A 14510-nucleotide genomic window follows, 5' to 3' on the forward strand; every position below is an offset into this window, starting at 1 on the left:
GGCTACCAGGACCCCACCGGCCTCTACCACTACGCGGCCCGCTACTACGACCCCAACATCGGCCGCTTCACCCAACCCGACCCCTCCGGCCAGGAAAAGAACCCCTACCTCTACGCCGAAGGCGACCCCGTCAACCGCATCGACCCCAACGGGCTGTGGTCCTGGCAGGTCGGAGTCGAAGTCTGCGCCGGTGTCTGTCTCGGAGGTGGGTACGCACGGGATGACGCGGGCGAAGGTGGCGGCTTCTTCAATATCGGAGTCGGAAGCCCTGGCCTATCCGGAGGTTTTGAAGGCAGCACTGGTGACGCCAGTGCTGGTCCGTCCGCCTACGGAAAGTGCGCTGCGGGCTTCGGAACGCTGGGTGGGCAGTTGGCCCAGGGAGGCAGCTTGGCCCTGACCGGGGGCCTCGGAACCAAGGCCGCCACGCCCATGTGTTCTGGCGGCCTGCAAGTCCAGTTCTGACCCTGTCCCCAGGCGGCCTAAGGCCGCCTGGGGGACTTCTGTTTGGAGGCTGAACGTGAACAATGCCATTCTGATCGCGGCGGAGGGCAAAGAGCCCGTCACTGGCACCCTGCTCTACGTTCTCATCGGTATTGCCATCCTCTTCGCGATCATCATCGCAGTGCGGTTCTCCAAGAGAAGGTGACTCCCGATCGTCCGAGGGTGAAAGAGGCAGTATGGACAAGCAGACGGCAATAGGCATCGCAGCCATGGTGATGGGGCTGGTGATCATTCTCGCAAGAAGCGTCATCAGCAGCAAAGCAACGCAGCAGCGCAACGTATTCGGGCAGATGAACGCAGCCAGTCCTTCGCTTGGCCGAACCATGCCCCTGGTGGTGGGAGGCGCGATCCTGGTATGCGGCGTCCTCGTGCTCACGGGTGTACTCGGAGTCCAATGAGCTGCTCTCACGAGCAGACAGCCGGGTGAAGAATCCTTGCCCCTACGCTCAAGGCGACCCGTTAACCGATCCAATGGCTTCCGGGGCAGAGGGATCTGGCCCGGAAGCATTCATTGTTGAGTGCCGGAACTGCGAAAGTGGATCAGGTGAGTAATTCGCTGCAGCGTAAGGCGCGCATCAAGCGGATGATCAACATCCTTCGGGTAATGATCGTGGCCACTGTTGCCTTAGCCTCGCGCTTTCACGAGTTGGGGCGCCGAGGCTTGATCAGATAAGCAGAGAGCACCCCTGAACCGCAGCGATTGGACCTTCCTAGGGTCCTGTTGGCTGCACGGAAAGAGGCGCTCTCTAGGTGAAGCAGCCAATCGGGTTGTACCCACGTGGTCCTTGTGAAGGAGGGGGTTCCGTTACCGGGTCGGTGTTGTTCGCGAGTGGCTGCTCGGAACCGGTGTCTGGCTCAGACGGTTGGAACTGTGCCGCCGTCGATGACGTACTCCGCGCCCACAATGGATGAGGCTCGGTCGGACACGAGGAAGCCGACCAGGTCCGCGATCTCTTCCGTCGTTGCGAACCTTCCGATGGGAACCCCTCCGAGGGAATCCATCAGGCTCTGCTCCGCCTCTTCGCGGGTCAGCCCGTTGCCCTTGGCGAGCTGGTCGATGAAGCCGGCATACGCTCCGGTCTGAATCCCCCCGGGGCTGACGGCGTTTACTCGCACGCCTCGTGGGGCCAGTTCGTTCGCGAGACCCTTGCTGTACGTACGCAGGGCACCCTTCGCTGACGCGTACGGCAACGTCGCGTCGTGCAGCGGCATCTGACGCTGGATCGACGTGACGTGAACAACCACTCCTGATCCCGTCTCCACCATGGCCGGCAGCAGTGCTCGATCCAGGCGGACAGCCCCCAGGAAGTTCAGGTTGAGCTCCGCCAGCCAGTGCTCCTCGGTCGCGGCAGCGAACCCGCCGGCCGGGGTTGACGATCCTCCGACAACGTGCACCAGGATGTCCAGCGCACCTCCCTCAGAGATCTTCGACACCACAGCCTCTACACCGCCCACCGTGGAGGTGTCCGCCTCGATGAACCGGTCGGGGCGCTCGTAGCCGTCGGGCATCGTGCGTGCCGTGGTCCATACGTCGGCACCCATCTCTCGCAGTCTCTCTACGACGGCCTTGCCCGAGCCCTTCGAACCGCCTGTGACCAGTGCCCGGCGTCCGTTGAGACGATCGCGGTCTGAATTAGACATTTTTCTCTCCACTGAAGATTGAGGTGGTGCGGGTTGGGTCAGGCCGGGTGGTTGGCGATGACGAGTTCGGCGATGAGGTCGTCCCGCAGCGCGAAACGGTAGTCGAGCTCGGCGACGCCTCCCGGGAAGGTGCCTTCGAGCCGCACGGTTACCACCCAGTGGGTGTCATCGACGCGGTGAGCGCCGACCTGCTCGGTCGTGTATTTGAAATCGGACCCGGCGTCCCGCAGGAACGCGTGGGTCTCCTCCCGGCCGCGGAAGGTCTCGTCCTGGTCGACGATCACCGCGTCCTCGGTGAGAAACGACGAGGCGATGTCGGCGTCGTGGACGATGTGGGCGGCCAAGAACTGGCGCACGGTGGTCGGGAGCAGATCGGACGGAAGATCGGTGTGCTGTGTCATGAGCCCACCGTGTGACCTCGCGGCGCGGGAGAGTCAAGCCATGGACTCTCCCCCTGGGGGAGAGTCCAGAATGAGGGGATGCTGACCATTGGCGAGTTCTCGCGGCTGACCCACCTGAGCGTGCGGACCCTGCGCCGGTATCACGAGGCCGCCCTGCTGGAACCCGCCGTGGTGGACGAGACCACCGGTTACCGCTACTACGGCGTCGATCAAATCCCGACCGCGCAGGTCATCCACCGGCTCCGCGAGCTCGACGTCCCCCTGAACGATGTGCAGCAGATCCTCCGCACCCCCGACCCCGGTGTCCGGGCGGCGCTGGTCGCAGACCACCTGCAACGCCTCGAGGATGCGCTCGACCGCACCCGGGCCGCAGTCGTCTCGCTGCGCCGCCTGCTGCGGCCCGACCCCGCGCCCATCGACGTCGAGCTACGTGCAGAGACTGCCCGGACGGTCGCGGCGGTGGAAGCCGTAGTCGGGCATCGCGACATCGAGACCTGGTACGCAGGCGCGATGGCCGAACTGGAGGCGGCCGTCGGCACCGCCGTGAGCGGACCGCCAGGCGGCATGTACGACAACGCCCTCTTCGAGCAGGAGCACGGGCACGCGCTCGTCTACCTGCCGTCCGCTGTGCCACCTCGCACCGGACGCGTGCACCCCGTGAGTCTGCCGGCCGCGGAACTTGCGGTCACCACCCATGTCGGCGAGCACGACGGCATCGAGGTCACGTACGGCGAACTCGGGACCTGGGTGGTGGAGAACGCGATGTCGGTGGCCGGGCCGGTGCGGGAGGTCTACGTTGTCGGCCCCCGCGACACCAGCGATCCCGCTGCGTGGCGTACCGAGATCGGCTGGCCGGTCTTCCGTGTCACCTGAGGCGGTCAGTGCGGTGCGGAGTCTTGGAACGACGTGGCGCACACGTTGAGCCTCGCGCTCTCACGAGTTGGAGCACCGAGGCTTGATCAAATAAGCAGAGAGCACTCCTGAACTGCAACCATTGGACTCTTCTAGGGTCCTGTTGGCTGCACGAAATGAGGTACTCCCGGTGGAGAAGCGCTTCGGGTCGTACCCGCGTGTCCGCGTCGAGAGCGGCGGTCGGACGGTGGTCTCGCAGGCCGGGGGCGTGCTGCTGGTCGAGACCGTACGCAAGGCCGGCTTGGACACCGCGATATCAGCGGCGCTGATGCCGTGGCGGAAGCCGAGGGCCGTCCACGATCCGGGCAAGGTCCTCCTGGACGTCGCCCTGGCGGTCGCCTTGGGCGGTGACTGCCTCGCGGATGCCAGCATGCTGCGGGCGGAGCCGGCTGTGTTCGGGCCCGTGGCCTCCGACCCGACGGTCTCCCGCCTCATCGACACCCTCGCCGCCTCCGAGGAGAAGGCTCTGGCGGCGGTCCGTGCTGCCCGGGCCGAAGCGCGCGCCCGCGTCTGGACGGTGGCCGGCGAGCGGGCGCCGAATGCGGACGGGGCGGTGACCGTGGACCTCGACGGGGTGCTGGTGATCGCACACTCGGACAAGGAGGACGCCGCACCCACCTGGAAGCGAACCTACGGCCACCACCCGCTGATGGGGTTCGTCGACCACGGGCCGGGCGGTACCGGTGAGCCGGTCGCGGCTCTACTCAGACCGGGTAACGCGGGCTCGAACACCGCGGACGACCACGTCACCGCCACCCAACTGGCCCTGGCTCAGCTGCCGAAGGAGTACCGGCGCGGGCGCCGGACCCTGATCCGCACCGACTCCGCCGGCGGCACCCACACCTTCGTCACCTGGCTCGCCCAGCGGGGACGGTGGCTGTCCTACTCCGTCGGCATGACCGTCACCGAGCAGATCCACAGCCACGTGCTGAAGGTTCCGGCATCCGCCTGGACGCCGGCGGTCGAGACCGGCGGCGGGATCCGCGACGGCGCCTGGGTCGCCGAACTCACCGGCGACGTCCTGACCGGCTGGCCGAAGGGGATGCGGCTGATCGTCCGCAAGGAACGACCGCACCCCGGTGCCCAGTTGCGGATCACCGATGCGGACGGCCTGCGGCTGACGTGCTTTGCCACCAACACCGCCAATCTCCCGATCGCCGAGCTCGAACTGCGTCACCGGCTGCGGGCTCGCGCCAAGGACCGCATCCGAAACGCCCGCGCCACCGGCCTGCGCAACCTGCCTCTGCACCGCACCGCCCAAAACCGCATCTGGCTGGAGATCGTGCAGGTCGCCCTCGACCTGCTGGCCTGGATGCCGATGCTCGCCCTCACCTGCACCGCCCGGCTCTGGGAACCCCGCCGCCTGCGACTCCGCCTGTTCACCGCAGCCGGACAACTCGTCACCACCGGGCGCAGGCGGGTCCTCCGCCTCGCCCGGCACTGGCCCTGGACCGACGTGATCACCGACGCCCTCAACCAGCTCGCACTCCTGCCGAACCCCGACTGACCAGCAACCTTCACACCCCTACGACAGCAGCCCGCCACCGGAGCAGTGGAACCCGGCGTCACCCCGAGACGAGACTCGGGCCCCCCGCCTGTCCACTCGCAATCCACGGCACGAAACGGCCCACCGACTCCGTCGGCGGACCGTCATGAAACTTCGAGGTTAGTGTCCTGCGCCAGAGATCCGTCGTTAATTCGTTTATGAGTGCTTCTGCGGATGTTCCGGTGCCACGTCGCGGTCCGAAGTTGGAACCGTAGACTTCACGGCGTCCCGGCCGAACGAGAGGTGGGTCGCTGACTTCACCTATGTCGCCACCTGGTTCGGGATCGTCTACGTCGCGTTCGTCGTGGATGTGTTCTCCCGGGCGATCGTGGGCTGGTCCGCCGCCACCAGCACGCGGGCCAAGCTCGTCCTCGACGCCCTCGACATGGCCCTGTGGCGTCGAGGCCACTCCGGAACTACCGCTGGATGGGGCCTCGTTCATCATTCGGATGCCGGCAGCCAGGGCGGATTCAACTGGTCGTCGCAACACCTTGATCATGGAGGTATGCGATGGGACGAGACCAGAAGCAGAAGGTGCCGGAGGCGCCGCCGGGAGCGCGACGGCAGTGGGCGGCGGTTCGGGCGATGCGACCGCCGATGCGTTCACCGGGTCGGCCGGAGCCGTCTCGTGCAGTGCAACGCCACTTCTGGCGGAGGGTCGCGTCGGGCGTGACGACGGCAGAGGCCGCGATGGCTGTTGGCGTTTCATGTCCGGTTGCAACTTGGTGGTTCCGTCACGCTGGTGGGATGCCGCCGATCAGTCTGGATGAGCCCACCGGCCGCTATCTGTCGTTCGCTGAGCGTGAGGAGATCGCGCTGCTGCGCGACCAGGAGTTCGGTGTGCGGAAGATCGCAGCACGACGCTGACCTTTGGCCCGAGCCGTACCGCTTCAACCCCGCCCGCTTCCTCGACAGGAGCATGGCGAGCGACGAGCTCATCCCCCAGGGCGGGGGAGACACGGCAAGTGGACATCGCTGCCCGGGAGAGGACATCCCCCTTGCTCTCTTGACCGTCCTGTCGCGTCGCCTCGCGGGCATGGCCTACTCGGTACCGGTCCAGGATCTCTCGATCAGGCTGCATCGAGCGCCCGTCCACGTAGCGCCGCATGTCGCTGCGTACTCCCAACTCAGGGACTGTTTGAGCGCATTCTCAAGGCACCACGGCTGTAGCCGCTGCCGACCTTGAGCGGTCGGCTCAGTCGGTCCGCTGTCAGCGGAGGTCCGGTCAACTGCCGGACGTCATCGCATTCACAGCCATCGATCCCGCCGGGCCATCCCGCATGCCACAGGCCCCCGAAGGGTGGTACTGCATGCGGGCCGCCCGCGGCGCCGGTATCCCGCACGTGTTTCCTTGAGTATTTGGCGGGCCTATGTTCATGGTGGTGCTTGTTGTCGCTGCGGCTCGGTGTGTATCCCATGGTGGCGGGCTGGAGCCGGTTAGAGTGCGGTTCTCCTGGTAGGCAGGGATTCACGTGCGCAGACGCAGCAGACGCACCTACAAGGGCACGTCGCCCGAGGCGATCGTCCGGCAGTACGACTATCTCGGGACCTTCTACCGTCTCGCTCTGGGGCCCGACCTCGTCTTCTCCTACGCCATGTGGCATGACGACGACACTCTTGAATCGGCCCAGGTGCGCAAGCTCGACTACCACGTGGACGCCGCCCGGGCCGGCGGGGCGCAACGGGTTCTGGACGTGGGCTGCGGCTGGGGAAGCCTCTTGCGCCGCCTGGTGGAGGCGCACCAGGTCGAGCATGCGGTGGGGGTCACGATGAGCCCTGGGCAGGCCGCCTGGATCCGTGAACAGCGCTGGCCCGGGTGCGAGGCGCGGGCGGAGAACTGGTACGACCATCAGCCCGACGCCCCTTACGACGCGATCATCGCTATCGCGGCCATCGAGCACTTCGCCGGCAGCACCCTCTTCAAGGCGAGGAGGGTGGCCCGATACCGTGAGTTCTTCGAACGGTGTCACGCGTGGCTGCGGCCCGGAGGGCGGCTGTCTCTGCAAGCCAACACCTGGCATGACCGGGGGTGGGTCGCCGCCATGCTGCTGCCCTCGGAAGCACTGGCCGGGCCCTCTGACCAGCTCGGTGGCCGATCCGGGAAGCACGTGGCGGAAGCGGCCAGTGGGGGCCTGCGGAACCTGCGTGAGGGCCTGCACGCATCACGCAAGGTCTTCCCGGAGATGTTCCTGCCCACCCGGGCGGAGATTGTTCAGGCCAGCAGGGGCACGTTCGGACTCATCGACGAGCGCCGTGACCCCGACGACGGCGCCCGCACGATCCACGCCTGGCTCGAACGGCTTGAAGCCAACCGCGACCGCGGCAGCAGACTCGTCGGCGCCAATGCGGTCTCCGATCTCATCAGGGAACAGCGAACCTCACTGCGGTTCCAGCAGGAACGCCGCATCGGCGTCATCCGGATGACCTTCGAACGCAGATGAGGCCTCGCAGGGCAGGGCTGCAGGCCAGAGGCTCGTCCTGCCTCCCCACCGCCGGGGTGCCCCGGAGGTGATCCCTCCAGTTCCCCTGGGGGCGGGAGGCCAGGTGATGGCGCGGGGCAGGTGCTTGCCCGGGTTGTGAGCCCGGCGAAATCAGGAAGATTAAGTACAAGAGTAGTGAGACCGGAAAGGGGTCGTTGTGAGCGAGTTCGACATCTGGGTGTACCGGCCGAGCGCGGGATATCAGGAGGGGGTCGACATCGTCGGGTACAAGGTCGAGGCCATCGACGGCAGTATTGGGAAGGTCAGCAAGCACTCCGAGGAGGTCGGCTCCTCTCATATCGTTGTCGACACCGGGGTGTGGATCTTCGGGAAGCACGTCCTGCTGCCCGCTGGGACGATCAAGCTGATCGACGCTGCCGAGGAGACGGCCCTTCGGGGTGGGGAGCGGGTCACGCTGCTGGGCTTCGGTGACTTCCACCTTGACGGCTCAGCGCCGGTGCTGCGGCCGGGCAAAGCGCTCAACGGGTACGTCCACGGTGCCTCCGCCTGAACACGATGCCTCAGCGCAGTGCGCCGCTTGTCCGCAGGCGCAGCAGGGCGCGGCACCAGTGGCGAAGGCTCTTCCGGAGTACACGGTGCAGGAGTTCATCGCCTACCTCCTGACGCACTACACCGACTGATCCACACCCGCCGGGCCGTCTGTCCCCTCACCCGCCGACGGCTGAATCTGTCTGCCCCTCCTGAAACGGCTCGTAGGCGTTGTGCAGGCCCCGAGGTGGGCGGGAGCCCTGGATTCTGTGGCCCAGGGCTCCTGTATGCCGGATGCGGATTGAGGCGGGGGCTGTTCGGGGTAAGGCAAAGCCCCGAACGGGACGTGACGACCGTTCAGGGCTTCGCCCAGCCACTCCAGCGTGGGAGCGCTTTGGATTGAACACGGGATCCAGTGTGCGGTCGGCCGGCTGTTCTGCCGGTGACCGCAGGACGCGTGTCGCGTGCACTGCACAAGTACGAGCGCACGGAACCCTTCTGCGCCACTCCACCGACGAGATCGACACTGTGCGGGCCGTCTTCTTCGTCACCGCGTTGCAGATGATCACGGTAGGGACTACATCGAGGCGTAGCGCCCGCCACGGCCGCTTCTCCCTGCCGTCCCAGGGCCGAGGGTCCGTCCTGTGTCTTGGGAGCGCGGGGTGGACCGCCGGCCAGTGGTCTGGAAGGGGGCCGGCTACAGGGGGTTGCTGCCCATGTCGTCGGTGCCCTTGCCGCCCGCCTGCTTGCTCTCTTCCATCAGGCGCTTGGCCTTGTCGGTGAGCCGCTTGCGCTCCTCCGGGTCGGTGGCACGCGCGGCAGCGTTCGTCATCTCCTGCGCCTTCTCACGCATCTGCTGGGCACGGCTACCGGTCTCGCCTGCACTGGTCATGATCACTCCAAGGTTCTCGGGGGAGCGGACTGCTTCAGCGAATCAGTAGCCGTGCGCGAACGCATCCCGAAGGATCACACACCGTAACGAAGTCGTGGTGACGGGCGCGGACCGGCTCATGGCTTCGGTCGGGACGTGCCGTGCGACGAGATGCTCGCGCCCGGCCTGTCACAAGCCGCAGGCGAGCGAGGGCGGCGGGGTGGAGCCGCGTGACTGTGCCGGGCGTGCGATTTGCTGCCCGGCGCCGACGGCTCGGTGTCCGGGGGTGTCGAACTGCATCATGCTCGACTCCGGCCTGGGGTGGCCTCCCGCGCGGGGACGCTGACGGCGCAAGGCCCCGGCGCTGTGGGGGGCAGGGGTCGTGAACGGGTCGTCAGCTCGCTTGGTACCGGCGTGTGTCGAGGGCGGGATCCTGTTGCGGGTGCGGATCTCGCTGACGCGACCGGAGGTATCGCAGGCCTGGGCTCGGAATTGCCGGAACTCTTTCATAGTAGGGGCGGCCGACGAGCCGTTTAGATGACTGACTCCTGCGGCCCGGGGTCCGGATGGGCCGAGATGAGACGGCGGGGCGACGTCGGGCCGCGAGCGCGTGACCCGTGCGGTACCTGGGGTGTTGCGGTGTTGCGCAGGACCCTGCGGTTCCACGTGTACGACGAGCGCACCGGTGGAGATGATGATCTGGGCAGGCCGAGATGACGGTCGCTCGGCTGCCCGAGGCAACTAAGGCAAGCGGCAGACGGCCCGAGCAGGTGACAGCTCCCTGACGTCATGGGCGCGTGGGCCTGACTGCCATGTTGATCCCCCCTGTGATGTCCGCAGCTCGCCACATGATCTGATCTGCTGTGCGCCGTTCGCCGCCTTGCGGCTGTAGCGGCGCCCTCTGCGCTGAACTGATGACGCACCGGCGGCACTCTGCCAGAACCTGACCGCAAGAAGGGCCCGGATCCACCAGGGATCCGGGCCCTTCTGGGCAGTAGCGGGGACAGGATTTGAACCTGCGACCTCTGGGTTATGAGCCCAGCGAGCTACCGAGCTGCTCCACCCCGCGTCGCTAGACATCACCCTACGGCACTTTCGGGCCGGGCCCGTTCCAAGATCGAGAGCGCGTCAGGACGGATGTCCACAGGCGGCATTGCCTGGGCAAGCCGGGTTCGGTCGATCCCTCAGCACCACACGTGGATGGGTCACGGTGAGCGTTGATCTGCCGTTTGACCATGGACGCAACGCCCGGTGCATGGATGTGGCCGACGCCGATGACCGACGGATGCCGCGGATGTGGGCCAGGACCGCTCAGGACTGGCCCACACTCGCGGCGGTGTGGTCAGCGAGCTGGCGCCCCCGCTGACGCGGATCGTCCTGGTCGTGGAGTACTGCCCGTCGGCGCCCTGTACGACGAGGAAAATGTCGCCGGCCGCGATAGAGAGCCCGTCAGGCAGCGCCCGGCCTGCTCAGACCCTCAGCACTTCTCCGATCGGTGGTCGTCAGCTGCCGTGCTGGAAAGCCGCGGGCCCGCCGCATGGTGCGCGGCGGACCCTGAACAGCTTCAGCGGGGCTTTCAGTGGCGGAAAATGTCCTTGATCTTTTCCTTTGCCTGCCGGGCGTTGCCCTTGGCCCCTTGTGCCTTTCCCTCGGCGGTCATCTGCTCGTTTCCCAGAGCGCGGCCGAGAGTCTCCTTTACTTTGCCTATGGTCTGTTCCTTCTTGCCCTTGGCTTTTTGGTTCTTGGCCACTGTGCTCACATCCAAGCTGCGCTCGGCACTGGCTCTTGTGACTGCGTGTGACCGCTGTCGTCGACGGCAAACCTGACCCCCTGGATGGCGTTCCAGCAGTGCAGGACTCCGCTGAGCAGCCTTTTGGATGATCAGTCGGCTGGGGGGTATCCGGGGCCTTCGGCGTGGAGGGGGAGAGGGCGGTGTCTTCCTCGCCGGGTTCGAGGAGCGTGTCGGCCGGGCCGATGATGAGCAGGTCCGGCTTACCCACCCCCTCCGCGTCTTTGTTGGCGTAGTCGATGCGGGCGAGGAGGCTGCGCATGGCTCCCAGGCGGCCGCGGCGCTTGTCGTTGCTTTTCACGACGTCCAGGGGCGTGCTCGGTATCGGTGGCGCGGAACAAGTCGATCTTTGCGACGGTGTAGGCGTCCCAGTTATCCAGCAATAAGTGCAGGTACCCGCGCATCGTGTTGGCCCGTAGCTCGTCGGCGAGCTCGGCAGTCGTCAGCCACCAGCGCATCATCCCGCGGACATTGCGGGCGGAGATCGTCTGGTCGTGGACGCGGTAGTCGACCCGCGCGGCGATCACGCCTCCGAGGCCGCGGGGGGCGACCGACAGCAGCAGCACGCCGAGGAGCAGCGGGTGCAAGGAGGTGAGCACCGCCGCCGCCGAGGCGAGCTGAACGAGCCCGTTGGTGAGGGTCTTGGCGTCGTCGGCGATGTCGACAGCGCGCAGCGCGCCGATCTCCGCCGCCTGGCTTCGGTCGAGGCATCCTCCTCGAACAACTCGACCGCCCGAACACGCCGAGCCTCCGCCAACTCAGGCCGCGGCAGAGGGGGAAGAGAGGAACCAGCCGAAGAGGGCGAAGGTTGATAAGCCACCCCGGCAGCCTCCCACCCACTCAACCACCACATCCACCGAACTTACGAAAAGATCAGTAAGACGTCGTTTCTAATGGCGTGATCGTTCGTTGAGTCGTGCATGACGGTTCTGGTGGAGCGGTTGGTGCCGGACGAGTTGTGGACGCTGTTTCGGCGGGTGGTCCCGTCGACGGAGGTCGTACGTCCGCAGGGCGGCGGGAGACGGCGGGCGGGTGACCGTGAATGCCTGGCAGCGGTCATCATCGTGGCCACCTCGGGCTGCACCTGGCGGCAGCTTCCGCCGGTGTTCGGGCCGGCCTGGCCCACCGTCTACCGGCGTTTCGCCCAGTGGAGCCAAGATCGAGTCTGGGCCAGGCTCCACCGAGTCATCCTCGACGAGCTCGGCGCTCGGGGCGAGTTGGACTGGTCGCGGTGCGCGATCGACTCCGTCAGCATCCGGGCCGCAAAAGGGGGCCACTGACCGGACCGAATCCGACCGACCGCGGCAAGCCGGGATCGAAAATCCACCTGCTCTGCGACCGGAACGGACTGCCCCTGTCTCTGGGGATCTCCGGTGCCAACATGCATGACAGCCTCGGCCTCGAACCCCTCGTGCGTGGAATTCCACCATCCGATCCCGCCGCGGCCCACGGCGACGAAGGCCGGCGAAACTGCACGCGGACAAGGGCTACGACTACGACCACCTGCGCCGATGGCTCCGCAGGCGCGGCATCCGCCCCCGCATCGCCCGCAAGGGCATCGAGTCCTCACAGCGGCTCGGCCGCCACCGATGGGTCGTCGAGAGAACCGTGTCCTGGCTCGCCGGCTGCCGCCGACTCCACCGCCGTTACGAGCACAAGGCCGAACACTTCCTCGCCTTCGTCGGGATAGCCGCAGCCCTGATCGCCTATCGCAGACTGGCCAGGGAGAAGGCCTGACGATGCTGCCTGTCACACCCGTCCGTCATGCTCTGCGACATGAACGAGGACGTCTTCTGGCAGCTCATCCACGAGTGCAGCCCTTCAACCCCTGACCCTGACGGCCATCAGCTCGCCGCTTCTCTGGCAGCCCGCCTGGCGAAGGGACCCGTGTTCAACGTGGTCGGCTTCGCCGAGCAGCTCGCCTGGGCGCTTTACAGACTGGACCGTAAGGAATATGGCGATGACCTGTCGAGCGATCAGTTCCTCTACACCCGGGCTGCGGTCGTCGCAGCTGGCCGGGAGGAGTACGAGAGCGTACTTCGGGACCCACAGCGGTTCATGCCTTACGCCAACGACCTCGTCTGGGCCGAGGCACTGCTCTACGTACCCGACAACGCATACGAGCACCTCACCGGAGACGAGTGGGACCGCAGTACCCGGTACAGCTACGAGTCCTACTCCAATCGTGCCGGGTGGACGGACGCGTAGACGCCGACGATCCGTTCCTCACCATTAGAAACGACGTCTACAGTAAGCCCCCTTCGGGTACGTCTCGAGTCCGTCGCTAGGCTCCGGGCCCATGACCAGTGATTTTGGGTTCACCTGCGCGTGCTGCGGGGCCCACCACCCTGAGCTGCCGATGAACTACACGGCCGAGGCCCCCGCAGTGTGGGATCCAGCCTTCGCCGACGCCGACGACTGCTTGCTCTCTACAGACCAGTGCGTGGTCCGCGGTCAGCACTACTTCGTCAAGGGCCTGATCGAGATACCGGTCATCGGCAGTGACGAGGTGTTCTCTTGGGGCGTCTGGGTCTCGCTCAGCCGAGAGAGCTTCTCCCAGGCCTCAGATCTGTGGGACAGACCCGGCCGCGAGGCCGAGAAGCCGTACTTCGGCTGGCTCACCACCGATCTTCCGGTGTACCCGACGACGACACTCAACCTGAAGACGCACGTCCATACCCGCCCGGTCGGCGAGCGCCCCTTCATCGAGCTGGAGCCCACCGACCATCCCCTCGCCGTCGAGCAGCACACAGGAATCACCTGGACCGCGTGCGAGAGATTGCGTCGGCTGTGCTCCACGCCGGAGACGGCGAGCAGCAGTAATGGCTGACCAGCCCGTATCACCCGTCCCGGTCACGCCTGCTGGCCTGAGCCGCAGGGCCCAGCGGTTCATTGAGACGGAGGGCATCCGCGTTCGCCGGCAGGACATCCGGCGACACCGCGACGCGTGGATCGAGCACGGGATCCCCGCTGCGGAGATCGAACGGGCCACTGCCTTCCAGGACCGCTGGGGTGGCCTCGCTCTACCGCCTGCCCCGTTCTACGAGGGCGGTCCGCGCATCCTGGACGCCGACTGCCCCGAGGAGGTGCCTGCAGAAGGCTGGTCATTCCCGGCAGGGGACTGCCGGGTGTCCATGGCCTACAGCTTCATGATCGGCCCCGACGGTGCGTTCGGCATCGACGCCTACCGCTTGACGCCCCTGCATGCCAGCACTGACGGATGGGTGGAATCCCTGGCGCTCGCCGCTCATGCCCGCCGCTGGGCCACTACCGTCACAAGGGTCATGCGCGAGGCCGTCGACGCACTGGATCTCGGCGAATTCGAGCCGGTGCCCGAAGTACAGGGTGTGACCGACTCCTGGTGGCGGGGTAAGGACTCCCTCATCGCCGTATACCGGGGTGAGGCCGTAGGCCTTGACGCCCCGCAATGCCTCGAAGCGCACATATACGGGGGTCTCGACGATCGGGGCCTCCACGGCGGCTGACCCACGGGCCTTGGATCTGAGAAGCCATCCGCTTTCCGATCAGCGGGCTTGCCTGGTCGAACAGGGTTCCTGATCGGGTGATCGTGGTGCGGTCGGCGCATGAAGGCAGGGCCTCTTGGTAGCTCGGGGTTGTTGAAGCCATCGAGCAGTTCCAGGAGGCCCTGTTGCCGCAGTTGTACGCGTCCGCGCCCGCGGAGTCCAACTCGGGTTCTCCGTCGTGTGACTGCCTCGCGCACAGGTTCGGCAACGCGGTGGACGAGCCGGACCGCGTCCCGTGCTACGTGTCGGACATGACGGAGGCGGAATGGCAGGTCGTCCGGGCATCGCTGCCGGTGCCGGCCTGGCTGGAGGGGCGGGGCGGCCGCCCGGAGGGTTACTGTCACCGACAGATGCTC

At 66.6% G+C, this 14510-nt stretch carries 14 protein-coding genes, 1 tRNA gene and 4 pseudogenes; 13 read left to right on the plus strand and 6 right to left on the minus strand.

Annotated features, from left to right (window positions below):
* From ABTX78_RS35550 to ABTX78_RS35560, 3 genes are all read left to right on the plus strand, one after another.
* Nucleotides 1-462: RHS repeat-associated core domain-containing protein (locus tag ABTX78_RS35550; RefSeq protein WP_352210891.1), on the plus strand; the 462-nt coding region annotated here is incomplete at its 5' end.
* Between the two features lie 55 nt (nt 463-517).
* Nucleotides 518-646: a hypothetical protein gene (locus ABTX78_RS35555; protein ID WP_352210892.1), complete on the plus strand. Its 129-nt coding sequence runs from the start codon at nt 518-520 to the stop codon at nt 644-646.
* Nucleotides 647-677: 31 nt separating this feature from the next.
* Complete coding sequence (locus ABTX78_RS35560; RefSeq protein WP_352210893.1) at nt 678-899, plus strand: hypothetical protein; 222 nt, start codon at nt 678-680, stop codon at nt 897-899.
* A gap of 457 nt (nt 900-1356) precedes the next feature.
* Here the strand turns inward: ABTX78_RS35560 and ABTX78_RS35565 are convergent, their stop codons facing one another.
* Entirely contained in the window at nt 1357-2142 is a 786-nt protein-coding gene (locus ABTX78_RS35565; RefSeq protein ID WP_352210894.1) for an SDR family oxidoreductase, read from the minus strand.
* A 38-nt stretch (nt 2143-2180) separates the two neighbouring features.
* Nucleotides 2181-2543 (minus strand): nuclear transport factor 2 family protein, encoded by a 363-nt coding sequence (locus ABTX78_RS35570; RefSeq protein WP_352210895.1) that lies wholly within the window; start codon nt 2541-2543, stop codon nt 2181-2183.
* Nucleotides 2544-2621: 78 nt separating this feature from the next.
* Here ABTX78_RS35570 and ABTX78_RS35575 point away from each other — a divergent pair, with 78 nt between their 5' ends.
* The 6 genes and pseudogenes from ABTX78_RS35575 to ABTX78_RS35600 all read left to right on the plus strand — a co-directional run bounded on the left by ABTX78_RS35575 (nt 2622) and on the right by ABTX78_RS35600 (nt 7992).
* On the plus strand, nt 2622-3416 hold the full coding sequence (locus ABTX78_RS35575) for a MerR family transcriptional regulator (RefSeq protein ID WP_352210896.1): 795 nt from the start codon (nt 2622-2624) through the stop codon (nt 3414-3416).
* A 169-nt stretch (nt 3417-3585) separates the two neighbouring features.
* A complete protein-coding gene (locus tag ABTX78_RS35580; protein WP_352210903.1) occupies nt 3586-4962 on the plus strand; it encodes an IS1380 family transposase in 1377 nt (458 codons plus the stop codon).
* Nucleotides 4963-5218: 256 nt separating this feature from the next.
* Nucleotides 5219-5674: pseudogene (locus tag ABTX78_RS35585) on the plus strand (transposase); the annotation flags it as partial.
* Nucleotides 5587-5856: pseudogene (locus ABTX78_RS35590) on the plus strand (helix-turn-helix domain-containing protein); the annotation flags it as partial. The pseudogenes ABTX78_RS35585 and ABTX78_RS35590, both read left to right, overlap by 88 nt.
* A 617-nt stretch (nt 5857-6473) precedes the next feature.
* Complete coding sequence (locus ABTX78_RS35595) at nt 6474-7442, plus strand: SAM-dependent methyltransferase (protein WP_352210897.1); 969 nt, start codon at nt 6474-6476, stop codon at nt 7440-7442.
* A 196-nt stretch (nt 7443-7638) separates the two neighbouring features.
* On the plus strand, nt 7639-7992 hold the full coding sequence (locus tag ABTX78_RS35600) for a PRC-barrel domain containing protein (RefSeq protein ID WP_352210898.1): 354 nt from the start codon (nt 7639-7641) through the stop codon (nt 7990-7992).
* Between the two features lie 675 nt (nt 7993-8667).
* On the opposite strand, the gene ABTX78_RS35605 is transcribed toward ABTX78_RS35600, so the two are convergent.
* From ABTX78_RS35605 to ABTX78_RS35625, 4 genes and pseudogenes are all read right to left on the minus strand, one after another.
* Complete coding sequence (locus tag ABTX78_RS35605; protein WP_352210899.1) at nt 8668-8862, minus strand: DUF6381 family protein; 195 nt, start codon at nt 8860-8862, stop codon at nt 8668-8670.
* Between the two features lie 974 nt (nt 8863-9836).
* Nucleotides 9837-9910: transfer RNA gene (locus ABTX78_RS35610), tRNA-Met, on the minus strand.
* Between the two features lie 507 nt (nt 9911-10417).
* Nucleotides 10418-10591: a CsbD family protein gene (locus ABTX78_RS35615; protein WP_352210900.1), complete on the minus strand. Its 174-nt coding sequence runs from the start codon at nt 10589-10591 to the stop codon at nt 10418-10420.
* 425 nt (nt 10592-11016) lie between these two features.
* Nucleotides 11017-11343 (minus strand): annotated as a pseudogene (locus ABTX78_RS35625) (ABC transporter ATP-binding protein); the annotation flags it as partial.
* Nucleotides 11344-11550: 207 nt separating this feature from the next.
* Between ABTX78_RS35625 and ABTX78_RS35630 the strand changes: the two are divergent.
* The 4 genes and pseudogenes from ABTX78_RS35630 (at nt 11551) to ABTX78_RS35645 (ending at nt 14115) form a co-directional block, all read left to right on the plus strand.
* Nucleotides 11551-12367: pseudogene (locus ABTX78_RS35630) on the plus strand (IS5 family transposase).
* A 39-nt stretch (nt 12368-12406) separates the two neighbouring features.
* Nucleotides 12407-12838 (plus strand): DUF4240 domain-containing protein, encoded by a 432-nt coding sequence (locus tag ABTX78_RS35635; RefSeq protein WP_352210901.1) that lies wholly within the window; start codon nt 12407-12409, stop codon nt 12836-12838.
* Between the two features lie 91 nt (nt 12839-12929).
* The gene (locus tag ABTX78_RS35640; protein WP_502994065.1) at nt 12930-13460 is read left to right on the plus strand and encodes a DUF2199 domain-containing protein; all 531 of its coding nucleotides are present in this window, start codon (nt 12930-12932) and stop codon (nt 13458-13460) included.
* The gene (locus tag ABTX78_RS35645) at nt 13453-14115 is read left to right on the plus strand and encodes a hypothetical protein (protein WP_352210902.1); all 663 of its coding nucleotides are present in this window, start codon (nt 13453-13455) and stop codon (nt 14113-14115) included. The genes ABTX78_RS35640 and ABTX78_RS35645 overlap by 8 nt, the downstream gene beginning before the upstream one ends.
* The last annotated feature ends 395 nt before the right edge of the window (nt 14116-14510 follow it).

Origin of the sequence: Streptomyces sp. NPDC096193 (genome assembly GCF_040302905.1) — a bacterium.
Taxonomy (GTDB): Bacteria; Actinomycetota; Actinomycetes; order Streptomycetales; family Streptomycetaceae; genus Streptomyces.